This is a genomic window from Corallococcus caeni (assembly GCF_036245865.1).
In the GTDB taxonomy this organism is placed as follows: domain Bacteria; phylum Myxococcota; class Myxococcia; order Myxococcales; family Myxococcaceae; genus Corallococcus; species Corallococcus caeni.
In genome coordinates, this window is the sequence record NZ_BTTW01000006.1 from 553678 (window position 1) to 570157 (window position 16480).

Annotated in this window: 15 protein-coding genes; 12 read left to right on the forward strand and 3 right to left on the reverse strand. The window is 71.7% G+C overall.

The window, feature by feature from the left end; genetic code table 11:
• Positions 1–40 precede the first annotated feature (40 nt).
• Positions 41–2122, forward strand: coding sequence for a WD40 repeat domain-containing protein (locus AABA78_RS26500; RefSeq protein ID WP_338266968.1), 2082 nt, complete (start codon positions 41–43; stop codon positions 2120–2122).
• Positions 2123–2126: 4 nt separating this feature from the next.
• On the opposite strand, the gene AABA78_RS26505 is transcribed toward AABA78_RS26500, so the two are convergent.
• Positions 2127–3242 (reverse strand): hypothetical protein, encoded by a 1116-nt coding sequence (locus AABA78_RS26505; RefSeq protein WP_338266970.1) that lies wholly within the window; start codon positions 3240–3242, stop codon positions 2127–2129.
• 636 nt (positions 3243–3878) lie between these two features.
• Here AABA78_RS26505 and asnB point away from each other — a divergent pair.
• From asnB to AABA78_RS26525, 4 genes are read left to right on the forward strand one after another with little or no spacing between them, the layout of a single operon-like run.
• On the forward strand, positions 3879–5831 hold the full coding sequence (gene asnB, locus AABA78_RS26510; protein WP_338266972.1) for an asparagine synthase (glutamine-hydrolyzing): 1953 nt from the start codon (positions 3879–3881) through the stop codon (positions 5829–5831).
• Positions 5828–6952, forward strand: a complete 1125-nt coding sequence (locus AABA78_RS26515) for an FAD-dependent monooxygenase (protein WP_338266973.1) — start codon at positions 5828–5830, stop codon at positions 6950–6952. Before asnB ends, AABA78_RS26515 begins: the two co-directional genes overlap by 4 nt.
• The gene (locus AABA78_RS26520; protein ID WP_338266976.1) at positions 6953–8038 is read left to right on the forward strand and encodes an acyl-CoA dehydrogenase family protein; all 1086 of its coding nucleotides are present in this window, start codon (positions 6953–6955) and stop codon (positions 8036–8038) included.
• Positions 8035–8508: a PaaI family thioesterase gene (locus AABA78_RS26525; protein ID WP_338266978.1), complete on the forward strand. Its 474-nt coding sequence runs from the start codon at positions 8035–8037 to the stop codon at positions 8506–8508. Before AABA78_RS26520 ends, AABA78_RS26525 begins: the two co-directional genes overlap by 4 nt.
• 26 nt (positions 8509–8534) lie before the next feature.
• Here the strand turns inward: AABA78_RS26525 and AABA78_RS26530 are convergent, their stop codons facing one another.
• Complete coding sequence (locus tag AABA78_RS26530) at positions 8535–9464, reverse strand: LysR family transcriptional regulator (protein WP_338266980.1); 930 nt, start codon at positions 9462–9464, stop codon at positions 8535–8537.
• 81 nt (positions 9465–9545) lie between these two features.
• Between AABA78_RS26530 and AABA78_RS26535 the strand changes: the two genes are divergently transcribed.
• From AABA78_RS26535 to AABA78_RS26565, 7 genes are all read left to right on the forward strand, one after another.
• Entirely contained in the window at positions 9546–10169 is a 624-nt protein-coding gene (locus AABA78_RS26535; RefSeq protein ID WP_338266982.1) for a luciferase domain-containing protein, read from the forward strand.
• 30 nt (positions 10170–10199) lie between these two features.
• Complete coding sequence (locus AABA78_RS26540) at positions 10200–11072, forward strand: NAD-dependent epimerase/dehydratase family protein (protein ID WP_338266983.1); 873 nt, start codon at positions 10200–10202, stop codon at positions 11070–11072.
• A 231-nt stretch (positions 11073–11303) separates the two neighbouring features.
• The gene (locus tag AABA78_RS26545) at positions 11304–12494 is read left to right on the forward strand and encodes a hydroxymethylglutaryl-CoA synthase (RefSeq protein WP_338266985.1); all 1191 of its coding nucleotides are present in this window, start codon (positions 11304–11306) and stop codon (positions 12492–12494) included.
• A gap of 35 nt (positions 12495–12529) precedes the next feature.
• The gene (locus tag AABA78_RS26550) at positions 12530–13159 is read left to right on the forward strand and encodes a YceI family protein (RefSeq protein ID WP_338266987.1); all 630 of its coding nucleotides are present in this window, start codon (positions 12530–12532) and stop codon (positions 13157–13159) included.
• 51 nt (positions 13160–13210) lie between these two features.
• Entirely contained in the window at positions 13211–14137 is a 927-nt protein-coding gene (locus AABA78_RS26555) for a hypothetical protein (protein ID WP_338266989.1), read from the forward strand.
• Between the two features lie 38 nt (positions 14138–14175).
• Positions 14176–15009, forward strand: coding sequence for a hypothetical protein (locus tag AABA78_RS26560; protein ID WP_338266990.1), 834 nt, complete (start codon positions 14176–14178; stop codon positions 15007–15009).
• Between the two features lie 14 nt (positions 15010–15023).
• Complete coding sequence (locus AABA78_RS26565) at positions 15024–15929, forward strand: DMT family transporter (RefSeq protein WP_338266992.1); 906 nt, start codon at positions 15024–15026, stop codon at positions 15927–15929.
• A gap of 12 nt (positions 15930–15941) precedes the next feature.
• On the opposite strand, the gene AABA78_RS26570 is transcribed toward AABA78_RS26565, so the two are convergent.
• The gene (locus AABA78_RS26570) at positions 15942–16427 is read right to left on the reverse strand and encodes an Mpo1-like protein (RefSeq protein WP_338266993.1); all 486 of its coding nucleotides are present in this window, start codon (positions 16425–16427) and stop codon (positions 15942–15944) included.
• Positions 16428–16480: the final 53 nt, after the last annotated feature.

Sequence of the window (16480 nt, forward strand, 5' to 3'; positions counted from 1 at the left end):
CGCCCAGGCAGGCCGTGCCGTGTCCCCGGGAGGAGCCCCCATGCGGTGGTGGTGTCTCGCGCTGTTGCTGGCTTCCTGTTCGGCGCACCGGTCCTCCGGAGCCGGCGCGCCGGACACCGCGAAGGAGCGCGACCTGCGCGCCCGCATCCTCGAGGCGAAGGGGGAGGCGGCCACTGAATCCAGGCAGTGGGGCGTGGCGGCGGCATCGTTCGCGCTGGCCCGGGCGTCGCGGGACTCGCTCGCCGCGCAGTGGGGGCAGGGCCGGGCGGTGGACCACGCCTCCACGCTGCGCTGGTCGAAGCGGATCCAGGGCTCGGTGCTGGCTTTGGCGTTCACGCCGGATGGCCGGGTGCTGGCCTCCGGTCACTACGACTCCGTCGTCCGGCTCTGGGACGTGGAGCGCGGCGAGCTGCTGGCGGAGCTCCCGGGCCACACGGCCGAAGTCCACGCCGTCGCCTTCTCACCGGACGGCCGCTGGCTGGCCTCCGCGGGTAGGCCCGGGGAAATCCGTGTCTGGGATTGGCGACAGGGCCGGCAGCACGCGGTGATTCAGGGCCACTCCGACGTCGTGCTGGGGCTGGCCTTCTCTCCTGACGGCAGGCGGCTGGCCTCCGGTGGCCTGGACAAGGCGGTCCGCGTCTGGGACGTCGAGACCGGCGCTGAACAGCTGCGCTTCGAACATGACGACAACGTCATCGCCGTCGCCTTCTCCCCGGACGGCGGACGGCTCCTGTCGACGAGCGCGGACCGCAGCGCGCGGGTCTGGGACCTGGCATCGCGCAAGGAGGTCCACCGCCTCGTGGGCCACGAGGAGAAGGTGGAGGCGGGCGCGTTCTCCTCGGACGGACAGCGCATCATGACGGCGGCGGGCGACCGGGCCGTGCGCTTCTGGGATGCACGGTCGGGACAGCTCGTGGACGTGCTGCGCGACTCCGGCAACGTCTCCGTCGCCGCCATCGACGGTGGTTTCCAGCTCCTGGTCCAGGGCGGGTGGGACGGGCGCGTGCGGTTGCTGGATGCGCGCGGGGGCGCGCTGCTGGAGCGGCTGGACGCGCATCATGCCGCCGTGATGAGCGTGGCCCTGTCGCCGGACGGACGCACGTTCGCTTCGGGCGGGATGGACGGGGTCCTCGACGTGTGGCGCAGGCCGGAGGTCCCCGCGGAGGTGCTGCTGCGCGGGCACTCCGTCTGGGTGGAGGCGCTCGCGTTCTCCCAGGACCGCGAGCTCCTCTCCGGTGGTGAGGACGGCTGGCGGCGGTGGCGCCTCGCGGATGTGAATGCTCCTGCCTCCGAGCCAGGAGGCACGGAGGCCGCGGTGTCCCTGGCGGTGAGCCCGGACCGCGAGCGCATCGCGGTGGGCACGCTGAAGGGCAAGGCGCTGGTGCTGGACGCGCGTTCGGGACGGGTGCTGCTGGAGTTGCCCGGGGCGAAGGGCTTCGTGCGCGCGGTGGCCTTCAGTCCGGACGGGGCGCTCGTCGCGGTGGCGGGCGACCCCGACATCCAGCTGTGGTCCGTGTCCGACGGCAGGCCCGTGGGGCTGCTCCAGGGACACACCGGCAAGGTCTGGACCCTGGCCTTCGACGGCTCGGGGCGCAGGCTCGCGTCGGGCGGCGCGGACAAGACGGTGCGCACCTGGGACGTGGAGCGCCGTCAGCCCCTGCTGCGGCTGGACATGGGCGAGCCCGTGCGCGCCGTGGCCTTCACGCCGTCCCAGCCCCACCTGGTGACGGCGGGCATGCGGCAGCCCATCCGCGTCTGGGACGTGGAGGAGGGCCGGTTGTTGAAGACGCTGGATGAGGGGACCGCGGGCGTGCTGGCGCTGGCCGTATCTCCGGATGGGCGCTTCCTGGCCTCTTCTGGCGTGGAGCAGGTGGTGAAGGTCTGGGGCCTGCCCTCCGGCGAGCAGCTGGGGACCCTCACGGGCCAGCAGGGCTTCCTGTCGGGCCTCGCCTTCTCCCCGGACGGAGCGCTCCTCGTCTCCGCGGCCTCCGACCGGACGCTCCAGCTGACGCGGTTCCAGTCCATCGCCCATCCGCCCCCGGCGGGCGCGGGCGTCGAGGACCTCCTGCGCCGCTACGGGCTCGTGTGGGACGAGGCCCGCTTCCTCCTCCAGTACCGCTGAGGCGTCACACCAGCCGCAGGAAGCGGTTGAGGTCGCGGAACAGCCAGAGGGGATTGCCGTACCACACGGCCATCTCCAGCACCCCCGCCAACACGACGAGCCCCAGGCGCACCGCCGAGGGCCAGCGCGGAGCGCGCAGCACGCCCACGGTCAGGGGCACCAGCATCAGCGCGGAGGCATGCCACCAGTGGCGCGTGTCGATGACCGCGAGCACCACGCCCAGCCCCACCGACGCCGTCACCAGGCCGTCCGCCCCGCGCCAGGACAGCGCCAGGGCCACCGCGCTCAAGCCCATCACCAGGGCCACCGTGCCGGGCTCCCCCAGGATGGAGGGCGTGGCCGCGTCCGTCCGGGCGGCCAGCGGCGCCATCCACAGGAACGTGCGCACGCAGAGGACCCCCGCCACCGCCACCCCGGCCAGCGTGCCCCACGGCCACTGGCGCACCGGCCGCCCGCGCACGACATGCCACAGCGCCACCACGCCCACGGCGACGAGGACGAGCGCCCGGTAGTGCAGCAGCGCCGCGAGCGCCAGCCAGCGGAGCGCGACCACCGGGCGGTCCTTCGCGAGCGCCGCCAGCGCCAGCACCCCGCAGACGAGCCACGCGCCGTCGTACTGGCCATAAAGCGCCAGCCGCATCAGCACCAGCCAGCAGAGGAGCCCCACCGCCCAGCGGCCTCCCGCCGGAAGCCCGTCCAGCAGCCGCAGCGCCGCGTAGAGCGCCACGTGCGCGAAGAGCAGCAGGTACAGCAGGCATACCTGTCCGAAGGCCAGGGGTGACATCGGCACCCACTCGCCCACGAGCGCCAGGGGCAGGAAGAGCACCAGCGCCCCGGGCGGATACACGTACGGCACGTCCAGCCACTGGTCGATGGCCTGCCGGTAGGGGATGCCCTCGCGCAGCTCGCCCAGCGGCGCGGTGTAGAGGGCCTGGAGGCCGCGATGCAGCCCCACCCAGACCACGTACGGGTGGCGCACGTGGTCGGTGTAGCCCTCCTTCAGCGTCCCCCGCGACGTCACCCCGGACAGGGGAACGGCGGACAGCACGAGGAGCGACAACAGGGTGAGCAGCCCCCACCGCGCGGCGGGGTGTCGGACGAGGATGCCGGGGCCTTCCATGGAGGGCGTAACAAACCCCGCCCGGAGCCCGCGCTCAATCCTCGTGGGATGCGCCCCGAGGACGCCGTCACTCCGAATTCACGGTTCCAGTGTCGGAAGTGAATGTCTGTGTATGGGCTGGAGTTCTCAAGACAGGCGTTATCTGCGTCAGGAGATATCTGCTGCCGCCGGACGGCCCAATGGCAGGCGTTAAATGCCGTGGGCCTTCGTTCCCGGGGCTGGAGGGCGAAACAGTCCAGTGAGGGTGGATTGAACGCGTTAAAAGGCTTGTTACGAGATTTCTGCTATCGATTTGTTTTTGATGATGTTATGTCCAATGTCCGTCGGTCGCGGTGAGTCCATCCGCCGTCGGGACCGCCGTGGGCCGGGTTTCAGAGGGGGAATCATGGGTAGAGACTGTCGCGGTACCGGAAGCACTCGATGACCGCCTGAACAACTTCCGCTGGACCGGGGCATGGCTGAGCACGCGCCAGTTCCTCCAGCGGGTTGCAATCCATTGACAGAAAACCCGTGGCCGGTCTGGACGTGACTCCAGGACGGACCGCCATGGGCTCCGCCAGCCCTCACAGGCCTTCCAGGCCGTGCGCGCGCTGGCGCTGACGGACACACATATCCATTGAAGGAAGCGGCCCTGCTATGTGCGGATTCATTGGCGTCTACCAGCGTTCCCCCTCCGGCTTCGATGAGCGCGGCCTCCTCACCGCGCTGACCACCCTCCACCACCGCGGCCCCGACGAGCGCAGCCTGTGGCATGACCCGGCCGGTCGCGCGGTGCTGGGCCACGTCCGGCTGAGCATCATCGGCCTGGACAACGGCCGGCAGCCCATCGTCGCGGACGAAGGGGACATCGCGCTGGTGGTCAACGGCGAGCTCTATGACCACGAGCGGATCCGCCGGGAGCTCCAGGCGCTCGGATGCCACTTCAAGACGGAGTCCGACAGTGAGATTGCCCTGCACCTGTATCGCCGCTCCGGCCTGGCGGGCCTGAAGCAGCTGCGCGGCGAGTTCGCCATCCTGCTCTTCGACCGGCAGCGCCGCCTGATGCTGGCCGTGCGCGACCGCATGGGCATCAAGCCCATGTTCTACGCGCAGCACCGGGGCGCCTGGTACTTCGCGTCGGAAATCAAGGCGCTCCTGGCCGCGGGCGTCCCGGCGGAGTGGGACGAACACGCGTACGCGAGCCGCGCCTTCTACCTGCGCGATCACACCCTCTTCAAGGGCGTGAAGAGCGTGCAGCCCGGGTGCTGGGTGATGGCGGACAGCGGCGGCCTGCACCACGGCCGCTACTGGGACATGGAGTTCGCGCGCCAGGACGCGCCGGACCCCGCGGACGAGCAGGGCATGGTGGAGGCCATCCGCGCCGCGGTGGAGCAGTCCGTGCGCCTGCGCCTGCGCGCGGACGTGCCCATGGGCGTCTACCTGAGCGGCGGCATCGACTCCTCCGCCATGCTGGGCGTGGCCACGCAGCTGTCCGGCCAGCCGCTGGACGCGTTCAACCTGTCCTTCACGGACATGGACGACTACGACGAGAACAAGTTCGCGCGGCTGGCCGCGGAGCACAACGGCGCGCGCTTCCACACCGTGGCCGTGTCCCAGGACGACCTGGCGGACCACTTCGAGCAGGCGCTCTGGCACAACGAGACGCCGTTCTTCAACGCGCACGGCGTGGCCAAGTACATCCTCAGCGAGACGGTGCGCGACGCCGGCATGAAGGTCGTCCTCACCGGCGAGGGCGCCGACGAGGTCTTCGCCGGCTACCCGCACTTCCGCCGCGACATGCTGCTCTACAACCCGGAGCGGCAGGACCCGGCGCTCGTCACCAAGCTGCGCCAGCGCATCCAGGAGAGCGAGAACGGCTACGTCCAGCCCGACATGCCCCAGGACATCCACTGGATGGTCCAGCAGCTGTCCCACGGCGTGTCCTGGCTGGACAACCAGGCCGGCTGGTTCAAGGCGCTGGAGGCGCTCTACCGCCCGGACTTCGGCGAGCAGTTCGCGGGCAGCGACCCCTACCGCCAGTTCTACGACCGGTTGGACCACCGCAACCTGGAGGGGCGCGACCCCGTCCACAAGTCCATGTACCTGTGGGCCAAGTCGTACCTGCCCAACTTCGTGCTCACCACGCTGGGCGACCGCATGGAGATGGCCCACAGCATCGAGGGCCGGGTGCCGCTGCTGGACCACCACGTGGTGGAGCTGGCGTGCCAGATGCCCGTCTGGATGAAGGTGCGCGGCTCCACGGAGAAGTACGTCTTCCGCGAGGCCATGCGGCCGTACCTGCCGGACGCCCTCTACAAGCGCAAGAAGCACTACTTCCGCGCGCCGCCCGCCACGCTCCAGCAGAAGGGCCGGCTGTATCAGCTGGTGCGCGACGTGCTGAACGGCTCGGAGCTGGACGCGCTGCCCTTCTTCGACCCCGCGCGCGTGCGCAACCTGCTGGAGAAGCTGCCCACGCTGAGCGCGCATGAGCAGGGCCTGCTGGACCCGATGCTGATGGAGCTGACCAGCCTGTGCCTGTTGCAGAACCGGTACTCGCTGCGCGCCTCCGTCAGCCAGCCCCTGTGGAGCGCCCGCGAGGAGGCGGCATGAGGGTCGCCATCATCGGCGCGGGCCTCAACGGGCTGGCCTGCGCCGTCATGCTCAAGCGGCTGGGCGTGGACTGCGTCGTCTTCGAGCGCGGCACGGGGCCCCGGGACTCCGGGACGGGCATCTACGTCTGGCCCCAGGCCATGCAGGTGCTGCGCTTCGTGCTCAAGGACCGCGACTTCCTCTCCCGGGGCCAGCCCATCGAGTTCCTGGACACGCACGACAAGCACGGGCGGCTGGTCCACAGCCAGCCGGTGCGCCCGGCCGGGCTGGGGCTGCCCGCGCCCGCGATGATGTTCCTGCGCACGGAGCTGTTCCGCCTGCTCGCGGACCGCCTGGACGAGGACGACATCCACTACGGCATGGGCTGCGAGTCGCTGGAGAACGTGGGCGACCAGGTGCGCCTCACCTTCACCAACGGCCACCGCTTCGACTTCGACCTCGCGGTGGGTGCGGACGGCGTGTCGTCCACGACGCGCGCCTTCGTCAACCCGGGGCTGACGCCCCATGACACGGGGCTCGTCGCCAGCCGGGGCGTGGTGAAGTTCGACTCGCCGCTGTTGCACTCGGACCGCTGTCAGATCTTCACGTCGCGGCACTCGCGCGTGGTGACGTATCCACTCAACAAGGCCACGTCGCTGCGCTACTGGTTCGCCGCCTACCAGCACCGCAACCAGCCGCTGCTGGACCGGCAGGGGCTGCTGGAGCTGTTCGCGCCGCTGCCCCAGGACCTGCTGCGGATGATCGGCCAGACGCCCGAGGAGGACATCCTCACCCACAAGCTCAAGGCGCTGACGGGCGAGGGCCAGTGGTTCCGGGGCCGGGTGGTGCTGCTGGGCGACAGCATCCACGCGATGCTGCCCACCCTGGGCTACGGGCTGACGCTGGGCCTGGAGAACGGCTTCATGCTGGCGCAGGCCCTGGTGGGGCACTGCGACGCGGACCTGACGGCGGCGCTCCAGCGCTACGAAATCCGCGCCGCGCGGCGCTCGCGGGAGATGCTCCAGGTGATGAACGACTTCACCCGGCTCTACTACTTCGAGCCGGAGGGAGAGGTGTCCCCCGTGAGGCTCGCGCCCATCGTCCAGCGCTTCCAGGAGCTGGCCCAGAGCACGGTGTTCTAGATGGACTCCACGACGGACGACTTCCGGGGCCGGGTGCGCACCTTCGTCAACGACCACGTGCGCCCCCACGTGGACGCGTGGGAGCGCGAAGGGGCCTACCCGCTGGAGCTCTGGCGGCAGGCGGGCAGGGCGGGCCTGCTGTCGCTGGGGCATTCCCCGGAGCGGCTCCCGGACGACCCGGGCCGGTTGGCGGTGCTGGTGGAGGAGCTGACCCTGGGCGGCTCGCAGGGCATCACCATGGGGCTTGGGTCGCACTTCGTCAGCCTCAAGGCGGTGCAGGGCGCTGACGCGGCGGTGGCGGCCCGGGTAGTGCCCTCCGTGCTCCGGGGCGACCAGAGCATCGTGCTCGCGCTGACCGAACCGCGGGCAGGCTCGGACCTGCGCGGGTTCGAGTGCCGCGCCGAACCGCACGGCGACGGTCACCGGCTCACCGGCGACAAGCGCTTCATCTGCAACGGCGGCCGCGCGGACCTGCTGCTGGTGGGCGCGCTCCTGGACGGGGCCCTGGCGCTGTTCCTGGTGGAGGGCAACGCCCCGGGCCTGAGCCACGAACGCCTGGCGTGCCTGGGCTGGCGCTGCCTGCCGCTCGCGGCGCTGCGCTTCGAGTCCACACCCGCGCGCCTCCTCATCCACGGCCGCGAGGCGGGCCGGCTCCTCCAGCAGTGCCTGCAACAGGAGCGGCTGAACCTGTCGGTGATGGCCCTGGCGTCCGCGGAGCTGGCCCTGCGCGACACCGTGGAGCACTGCCGCGCGCGGCGCGTGGGCACCGAAGCGCTCCTGGACAGGTCCGTGCTGCGCCAGCGCCTGGCGGAGCGGCACTCGGAGTTGAGCGTGGCGCGCGTCTTCGTGGAGCAGGCGGTGCGCTGGCAGGCCGAAGGACAGCTCACCGCCGCGCGGGCCGCCATCGCGAAGAACACCGCCGTGGACGTGCTGGAGCGGGTGGCCCACGACGCGGTGCAACTGCACGGCGCGCACGGCTGCGTCGAACCCTCGCGCGTGGAGCGCATCTACCGCGACGCGCGCCTGCTGGGCATTGGCGGCGGCGCCCGGGAAGTCATGCTGGACATCATCGGACGGACCCTGTGACGAACGACAACACGACGGACCTGAGCGAGCACGCCCAGGCGCACTCCCGCGCGCTGCTGGAGCACGCCTACCAGCGCTACTGCGGCCTGGAGCTGCTGGAGCAGCGCCCCGGCTACTGCAAGTGCCGGCTGCGCGTCACGGAGGCCATCGACAACCTCAGCCATACGCTGCACGGCGGGGTCATCTACTCCATGCTGGACGTGGTCAGCATGCTGGCCACGCTGCCCATGCTGGGGCCGGACGAGTACGCGCTCACCAGCAACTTCAACGCGATGATGCTGTCCGCCACGCCCCTGGGCACGGTGGTGGAGTTCGAGGCCACCGTGCTGCGCGGCGGCAGAAACCTCATCTTCACCCAGAGCCACGCCTGGAAGCTGGCCGCGGACGGCTCGCGCACGCAGGTGGCCTCCGCGCAGCTGAGCAAGCTGCGCATGCGCCACGACTGGCAGGCGAACGCCCGCAAGGGCTGACGTTTCGACCGAGCCGGCGAGCCGGCTCAGGCGCCGCGCTTCGCCTGGGCGCCCAGGTTCCACCCGGGCTCGTCCGCGAAGCGCCGCGCCAGGAAGTCCACCCACGCGCCCACCTTCGGCGTGACGGTGCGTCCCTGCGCGTGCACGGCCCAGATGGACAGGTCCGGGAGCGTGTGGTCGTCCAGCACCTCCACGAGCTGTCCGTCCCGCAGCTCCTCCCACACCGCGAAGAGGGGGAACTGCGCGATGCCGGCGTGGCCCAGCACCGCCGTCTTCAGGGCCAGGCTGCTGTTGGCCTTCAGCGTGCCGGTGGTCTCCACCAGGGACTCCACGTCCCCCGGGCCGCGCAGGCGCCACGCGGTGCCGGAGGCCAGGTACGTGTACTGGAGGCAGCGGTGCTGGCGCAGGTCCTCCGGCCGGTGCGGCGTGCCGTGCCGGTGGAGGTACGCGGGCGTCGCGCAGATGACGCGGCGGCTGGAGGCCAGCTTCCGCGCCAGCAGCGACGAGTCCGGCAGCTGCGCGATGCGGATGCACGCGTCGAAGCCCTGCTCCACCAGGTCCACCACGCGGTCATCCAGCTGGATGTCCAACTCAATCTCCGGGTAGCGCTCCAGGAACTCCGGCATCGCCGGCAGCACCCGCATCAGCCCGAAGGACATGGGGATGCTCACGCGCAAGGGGCCGCGCGGCTTGCGGCGCAACAGCAGCACCTCCGCCTTCGCCGCCTCCAATTCCTGCGTCATCCGCTGACACCGCGCCGCCAGCGCCCGGCCCTCCGCCGTCGGCGACAGCTTGCGCGTGGTGCGCTGCAACAGCCGCACGCCCAGCGCCTCCTCCAGCGCCATCACCTGCTTGCTGACGGTCGCCTTGGACAGCCCCAACGAGCGGGCCGCCACCGTGAAGCTGCCGGTGCGCACCACCTCCGCGAACGTGAAATACGGCGCCACCTGCTCCATGCGGATTGGTCCCCTCCAGGAAACAATCCTTTTCCAATTGACGCGTAGTGTCCAGACGTCAACGGGCTCTATAGGAAAGTCATGGATTCCCCACGCACGGTGTCCCCGGGCCTCGCGGCGCTGCTCCTGGCCGCGCTGTCCTGCACCTCGCAGCCCGGTGACGTGTCGCGCGCGGAGCCGGCGGTGCGTGCGTCCATGGTGCTGGCGTCCACGGCGCCGGAGCCGTCCTTCCGGCTGCCCGCGCGCAAGGGGCCTCGCCCGGAGACGACGGACGCGCCGCCGGGGACGCCGCTGGCGCACCGCCAGCTGAGCCAGCTTGCGCCGCCGGACCTGCAGGAGCGCCTGTTCACGCGCGCCGCCGCGCTGCCGGACGTGCGGGTGGCGCCCAGCGGCATCTCCGTGCCGGGCGCTCGCGCCTTCTGGCTGCGGCCGGAGGCGTCCCGAGGCCCTCGCGCGGCGTTCCAGGTGGGGACGGAGTTCGCGCACATCCACCCGGCGGAGGACGGCAGCCTGCACCTGACGTTTCCTCCGGAGACGGCGCGGCAGGTGTTCCAGCAGGGCTGGGGCATGCCGCATCCTCGCTCCGGGACGCCCATGCTCTTTGGTCCGCGCGACGAGGCCGAGCTTGAAGTCGTGTGGCAACTGCTGCTGCGCTCCTACGCCTGGGCCCACGACGGCCAGGACGTGGGCGTGACGGTCGAATGACACAAACCTGAACGTGAGAAGAGGCACACCATGAAGATCCTTGTGACGGGCGCGACGGGCTACATCGGCGGGGCGGTCGTGGACGCGCTCAAGCAGGCGGGCCACCAGGTCCTGGGGCTGGCGCGCTCCGACGACGCGCGCAACAAGCTCACCGCCCGCGGCATCCAGGCGGTGGCGGGCGACCTCGCGGACACGAAGGGGCTGGCCGCGCTGGTGAAGGACCTGGACGCGGTCGTCTGGACGGCCACGACCAACAGCGAGGCCGTGGACGCGCCCGCCGTCGCGGCGGTGCTGGACGCGCTCAAGGGCACGAACAAGGCGTTCGTCTACACGAGCGGCGTCTGGGTGCACGGCGACACGCAGGGCGTCGTCACGGAGGACTCGCCGCTCGCCGCGGCGGCGCTGGTGGCCTGGCGCCCGGCGGTGGAGCAGCGCACGCTGAACACGCCGGGCGTGCGCGGCGTCGTCATCCGCCCGGGCATCGTCTACGGCCGCGCCGTGGGCATCCCCTCCATGCTCACCGCCTCCGCGAAGCAGGACGGCGCGGCCCGCTTCGTGGGCACCGGTGAGAACCACTGGCCGGTGGTGTTCGTGGAGGACCTGGCGGACCTCTACGTGCGCGCCGTGGAGAAGGCCCCCGCGGGCACCGTGCTGGTCGCCGTGCAGGGCCCGGCCGTGAAGCTCAAGGACATCGCCCAGGCGGCGAGCGAGGGCGCGGGCGCGGGCGGCAAGACCGTGGCGTGGCCCCTGGAGGAGGCGCGCAAGCAGTTCGGCGCGTTCGCGGACGCGCTGGCGCTGGACCAGCGCTTCTCCGCCCAGAAGGCGCAGGCGCTGCTGGGCTGGACGCCCAAGGGCCCCGGCATCATCGACGAGCTGCGCAGCGGTTCCTACGCGCGGCGCTGACACCGGCAGCAAAGCCCCGTCGCGCGCCGGGCCGAGGAAGCGGCGCGCGCCGGGGCGGTCATGACGTGACGGCCGGCCCTGGAGACAGGGCGCGGGGGTGGGGCCCCCGCGCGTGAAGGACGCCGGCCCGCAATCCCAGACACACCGCCCATGTCACCGGACACCGCGCACCCCGCGGTGCACGGGAGACGTGCGCGCGAAGACACCACGCAGCAACTCGAGGGGGCCATCATGCAGGCAGGACTGGAAGCAATCGGAGTCGCCGTACCGGACACCTACGTGGAGCTCGCGGACCTGGCCATGGCGCGCGGCGTGGCGCCGGGCAAGTACGTGGAGGGCCTGGGGGTGACGCGCATGGGCGTGCCCCTGGTGGACGAGGACACCGTGACGCTGGCGTCCCGCGCGGCGCGCATGGCGCTGGAGTCCGCGGGCTGCTCGCCGGAGGACGTGGGCCTGCTGGTGGTGGGCACGGAGACGGCGGTGGACCACTCCAAGCCGGTGGCCTCCTACGTCCAGGGCCTGCTGGGACTGCCCACGCGCTGCCGCATCTTCGAGACGAAGCACGCCTGCTACGGCGGCACCGCGGCGCTCCAGATGGCGCTCGACTGGGTGCGCTCCGGCAGCGCGAAGGGCCGCAAGGCGCTCATCGTGTGCTCGGACATCGCCCGCTACGGCGTGGGCACGCCGGGCGAGCCCACGCAGGGCGCCGGCGCGGTGGCGATGCTGGTGTCGGACACGCCCGCGCTGCTGGCCCTGGAGGCGGGCAAGACGGGCGTCTACTCCAAGGACGTGATGGATTTCTGGCGTCCGCTGTACTCGAAGGACGCGCTGGTGGACGGGCACTACTCCGTGCAGTGCTACCTGGACGCGCTGGAGGGCGCCTACCGGGCCTACCAGGAGGCCGCCGCGGAGCCGGTGGGCGAGGGCGCGTACAGCGACCGCTTCGCCGCGCTCGTCTACCACGTGCCCTACGGGAAGATGTCCCGCAAGGCGCACCGGCACCTGCGCACGCTGGACGGGGACGCCGCGCCGGACGCGAGCTTCGACCGGCTGGTGGGCAACAGCCTGGTGCTGCCGTCGCAGGTGGGCAACATCTACACGGGCTCCATGTACCTGGCGCTGGCCAGCCTCCTGTCCACGGCGCCCCAGGACCTCACCGGTCAGCGCGTGGGGCTGTTCTCCTACGGCAGCGGGTCCTGCGCGGAGTTCTTCAGCGGCGTGGTGCAGGCCGGCGCGCAGGAGCGCGTGGAGGCGCTGGGTCTGGAGGCCCGCCTCTCCCGCCGCCGCGCGCTGTCCATCCCCGAGTACGAGGACGTGATGCGCGCGCGCGAGCACCTGGACGAGCGGCCCGCCGCGGACGCCGCCGGCTCCGGCTTCCGCTACCAGGGCACGCGCGACCACAAGCGCATCTACGCCACCTGAAGCGCAATTCCCTTCCCCCGTTGGAGACACGCACCATGACGTCGTTCATCAAGTCCCTGGCCCTCGCGGCCGCCCTCGCCGTGCCCTCGCTGGCCGGCGCCACCGCGTACGACATCCACCCGACGAACTCGTCCGCGCTCTTCTCCGTGAAGCACATGATGGTGTCCAACGTGCGCGGCTCCTTCTCCAAGGTGACCGGCACGGTGCAACTGGACGAGAAGGACCTGACGAAGTCGTCGGTGGAGGCCGTCATCGACGCCACCACCGTCACCACCAACGACGCCTCGCGCGACGAGCACCTGCGCGGGCCGGACTTCTTCGACGTCACGAAGTTCCCCACGCTCACGTTCAAGTCCACGAAGGTGGAGAAGTCCGGCGACGGCCTGAAGCTGACGGGCGACCTCACCATCCGCGGCGTGAAGAAGCCCGTGGTGTTGCAGCTGGACGGCTTCGACGTGGAGTCCAAGGACCCGTACGGCAACGTCAAGCGGGGCGGCACGGCCACCACGAAGATTGCCCGCAAGGACTTCGGCCTGAAGTGGAACGCCGCGCTGGAGACGGGGGGCGTGGCGGTGGGGGAGGAGGTCTCCATCACGCTGGAGATCGAGCTCGTGAAGAAGCAGCCGGCGCAGCCGGTGAAGTCGGCCGCGGGCACCACGCCCTAGCCACGTCTGGCACCGGCCTGCGGCGGTGCCGCCTTCCCAGGGAGTGGCGTCATGGCGCGGATCACCGGACATCCCCCGGCCAGCCGGCGGGTGGGGCTCGACAATCGGAGGCGGCAGTGCGCCGCCTGTGGCGGACAGACACCCGCGGACTACCGGGCCCGCCGCAACGTGGTGACGCTCAACGGCGTCGTCGCGCTCAAGGTGCAGGTGCGGGTGTGTCACCGCGAGGGCTGTCCGCTGCGCCAGAAGGCCATCCGCGCGGAGGAGGAGGGGCTGTGGGTGCTGCCGGAGCACGAGTTCGGCCTGGACGTCATCGCCCTCATCGGGGCGCTGCGCCACCAGGAGAAGCGCAGCGTGCCCGCCATCCACGCGGCCCTGCGCGCCCGCGACGTGCCCATCTCCGAGCGCAGCGTCTCCAACCTGCTGGAGCGCTATGACGCGCTGCTGGCGCCACGCTCCCTGGACCCCGCGCGCCTCCAGGCCGTGACGCGCAGGCTGGGCCGCGTGGTGCTGGCCCTGAGCGGCCTGGTCCCGGAGGCGGGCAACGCCGTGCTCTGGGTGGCGCGGGACTGTCTGTCCTCCGAGGTGCTGGCGGCCTGGAGCCTGCCGGAGCACCGGGCCAGCGAACTGGTGGAGCAACTCCAGACGCTGGTGCGCGCGCTGGACGTGCCCGTCGTCGGCGTCGTCTCCGACGGGCAGGACCCCGTCGTCCGGGCGGTGACGGCGGCGCTACCGGACGTGCCGCATCAGCTGCGGCCCTCCCACGGCCGGTTTGATGCCGCCTGCCCCCCGTCCACCGACGGGACCGCGTGCGACCCGGAGCCTGGCGCCTCGGAGAGCTTATCCAAGTCCTCCGAGGCGCCAGGGCCGCTGGAGCGCAGCCGGTACGCTCCGCTGTGCATGGCCTTCGGCCTGGGCCGGACCCTGCTGCCGGAGCTGCTCGAGTTCGGCGCCAGCTGGGCGCCCCCGGGCCCGTGACCTTCCAATCCCTTTCCTCTCTCACGCAGCCCTTCGCCATGAACCCTTTCATCCGCTGTCTCAGCGCCGCCGCGCTGCTCCTCGCCGCCCCGGAGGCCCTGGCCGGGGACCCCGCGCCGCGTCCTCCCAATGCGCTGCTCTATGAGACGTATGCCTTCTCCGGGACGCTCAACGGGCAGCCCACGACGGTGTTCGCGCCCGCGCTCTCCGGCTCCATGGCCCTGTCGGAGCGCCTGAGCCTCAACGCCGCCTGGCTGTTCGCCTACGCGCCGTCGCGAGCCGGAGGCCCCACCGCGTTCCAGGCGGGCAACCCGTCCGTGGGCCTGGGCGGCGTGCTGTACGACGACGGCGCGCTGAAGGTCCGCACGGGCGGCAACCTGGTGCTGCCCTTCACGCTCATCACCGACCCGGACGACTTCGGCACGGCGCTGCTGCGGCGCGCGGCCACGCTGCGCGGCAACAGCGGCTTCAGCCTGGTGGCCCCGGGGCTCCTGGGCCTGACGCCCTGGGCGGACGTGACGCTGCGCCAGGGGCGGTGGCGCTTCGCGCTGGACGGGCGCGTCCCCATGTCCGCGCAGCTGTCGGAGAAGCGCGGCCAGCGCGTGGACGCGGTCTTCCAGGGCTCCGGCACGGCGAGCGTGGACCTCACCTCCCACGTCCTCCTGGGCTCCACCTTCCAGGCCATCTACGTCTCCACGGCGGCGGAGGGCGCGGACCCCACCTTCCTGGCGCTCATCCCCCACGTGCGGGTGTACGGCTCGGCGGGCTTCGTGGAGGGGCGGCTGGTGATGAACCTGGACGCGCCGCTGGGCTTCGCCTTCTCCGACAACGGCCTCTGGGCGGCGGCGCTGGCGCTGGGCACCACCTTCTGACGGACGCCCTGACCATGACCACCCAGACCCTCGTCGGAACCCGGCTGCGCCAGCTGGGGGACGCGCCGCTGCTGCTGTTGATCGCCACCGGTGTGCTGCTGGGCAGCATGCTCCCCATGTCCCGCGTGGCCCGCGCGGAGGGCTGGTCGCCGCTGGCGTTCGCCTTCTGGCCGGCGCTGGGCAGCGGCCTGGCGCTGGCGTTCGCGGGAGCGCGCGGCTCCTCCGAGGCGCCGGAGGCACGGCCCGTGCTGCGCTACAGCCTCATCGCCGGGGTGCTGAGCGTCGCCGTGCCCAACAGCGTCACCTTCATCGTCATGCAGAGCGTGGGCACCAGCGTGACGTCCCTGGTGTACACGCTGCCGCCGCTGTTCACGTATGCCTTTGCCTGGGGCCTGGGCATCGAACGCTACCGGCCCCTGCGGCTCGCGGGCATCGTGGTGGGCCTGGGCGGCGCGGCCCTGCTGGTGCTGGGGCGGGGCATGGCGGGGGGCTCCGGCTCCGCGTGGTGGCTGGCCCTGGCGCTCTGCACGCCCATCAGCATCGCGGCCGGCAACGTGTACCGGAAGCTGCGCATGCCCAAGGGCGCGCCCGCGAGCCTCCTGGCCGGCGGCATGCTGCTGGGCGGGGCGCTGGCGCTCTTGCCGCTGCTGGTGGCGAGCGGCGGGCTGACCCGCCCCGGCATGGCGGGCTGGACGGTCATCCTGGCCCAGTGTGTCTTCACCAGCCTGGGCTACCGCGTGTACTTCCACTTCCAGCGCGTCGCGGACCCGGTGTACTTCAGCCAGTTCGGCTACGTCGTCTCCGCGACGGGTGTGCTGTCCGGGCTGCTCTTCTTCAACGAGCACCTGACGCTGCCCATGCTGCTGGCCATCGGCGTCATCCTGGCGGGCATCGCCATGGTGAACGCCCGCGCGCCCTGAAGGCCCGGGCCGTCAGGGGCTGGCGGCCACGCGCGCGCGCAGGTCCTGCTTGAGGCCCAGCGCGAAGAGCCCCAGGGTGAGCAGGTACACGGGCTCGATGAAGAAGAGCAGCGGGCCTCCCAGGGACAGGCCGTGGGTCTTCTTCTCGAAGACGACGTGCGCGCCCACCACCAGCGCGAAGCGGAAGACCATGACGCCCGCGGCGATGCCCGCGGCCGTTCCCGTGGGGAGCCCGGCCACGGCCTCGGCGGCGAAGAGCGTGGGGACGAGCGGCAGGGCCATCAGCAGGCCGGCGGTCCACTCCAGCGTCACGGCGTACAGGGCCACCGCGGCCACCAGCAGGTGCGCGGCGGTGAGGGGCGTGCCGGGCACGCGCACCCAGCACAGGGGCACCAGCAGGGCGAAGGTGAAGAGGTAGGCCCCCACGAAGTGCACGGCGCGGCTGACACCGTTCTCGTGCAGGGGCATCCAGACGCGCAGCTTGTCGGCGAAGCTCATGGGCCCCCAGGGTAGGCCATCCGCGTCCCGGATGCCGCCTCCACGGGAGGGGC

Coding starts and splice junctions, on each gene's coding strand:
- AABA78_RS26545 (WP_338266985.1), top strand. CDS start 11,304: ATGCAGGCAGGACTGGAAGCAATCGGAGTCGCCGTACCGGACACCTAC.
- AABA78_RS26540 (WP_338266983.1), top strand. CDS start 10,200: ATGAAGATCCTTGTGACGGGCGCGACGGGCTACATCGGCGGGGCGGTC.
- AABA78_RS26520 (WP_338266976.1), top strand. CDS start 6,953: ATGGACTCCACGACGGACGACTTCCGGGGCCGGGTGCGCACCTTCGTC.
- AABA78_RS26535 (WP_338266982.1), top strand. CDS start 9,546: ATGGATTCCCCACGCACGGTGTCCCCGGGCCTCGCGGCGCTGCTCCTG.
- AABA78_RS26560 (WP_338266990.1), top strand. CDS start 14,176: ATGAACCCTTTCATCCGCTGTCTCAGCGCCGCCGCGCTGCTCCTCGCC.
- AABA78_RS26530 (WP_338266980.1), bottom strand. CDS start 9,464: ATGGAGCAGGTGGCGCCGTATTTCACGTTCGCGGAGGTGGTGCGCACC.
- AABA78_RS26515 (WP_338266973.1), top strand. CDS start 5,828: ATGAGGGTCGCCATCATCGGCGCGGGCCTCAACGGGCTGGCCTGCGCC.
- AABA78_RS26555 (WP_338266989.1), top strand. CDS start 13,211: ATGGCGCGGATCACCGGACATCCCCCGGCCAGCCGGCGGGTGGGGCTC.
- asnB (WP_338266972.1), top strand. CDS start 3,879: ATGTGCGGATTCATTGGCGTCTACCAGCGTTCCCCCTCCGGCTTCGAT.
- AABA78_RS26500 (WP_338266968.1), top strand. CDS start 41: ATGCGGTGGTGGTGTCTCGCGCTGTTGCTGGCTTCCTGTTCGGCGCAC.
- AABA78_RS26505 (WP_338266970.1), bottom strand. CDS start 3,242: ATGGAAGGCCCCGGCATCCTCGTCCGACACCCCGCCGCGCGGTGGGGG.
- AABA78_RS26570 (WP_338266993.1), bottom strand. CDS start 16,427: ATGAGCTTCGCCGACAAGCTGCGCGTCTGGATGCCCCTGCACGAGAAC.
- AABA78_RS26565 (WP_338266992.1), top strand. CDS start 15,024: ATGACCACCCAGACCCTCGTCGGAACCCGGCTGCGCCAGCTGGGGGAC.
- AABA78_RS26550 (WP_338266987.1), top strand. CDS start 12,530: ATGACGTCGTTCATCAAGTCCCTGGCCCTCGCGGCCGCCCTCGCCGTG.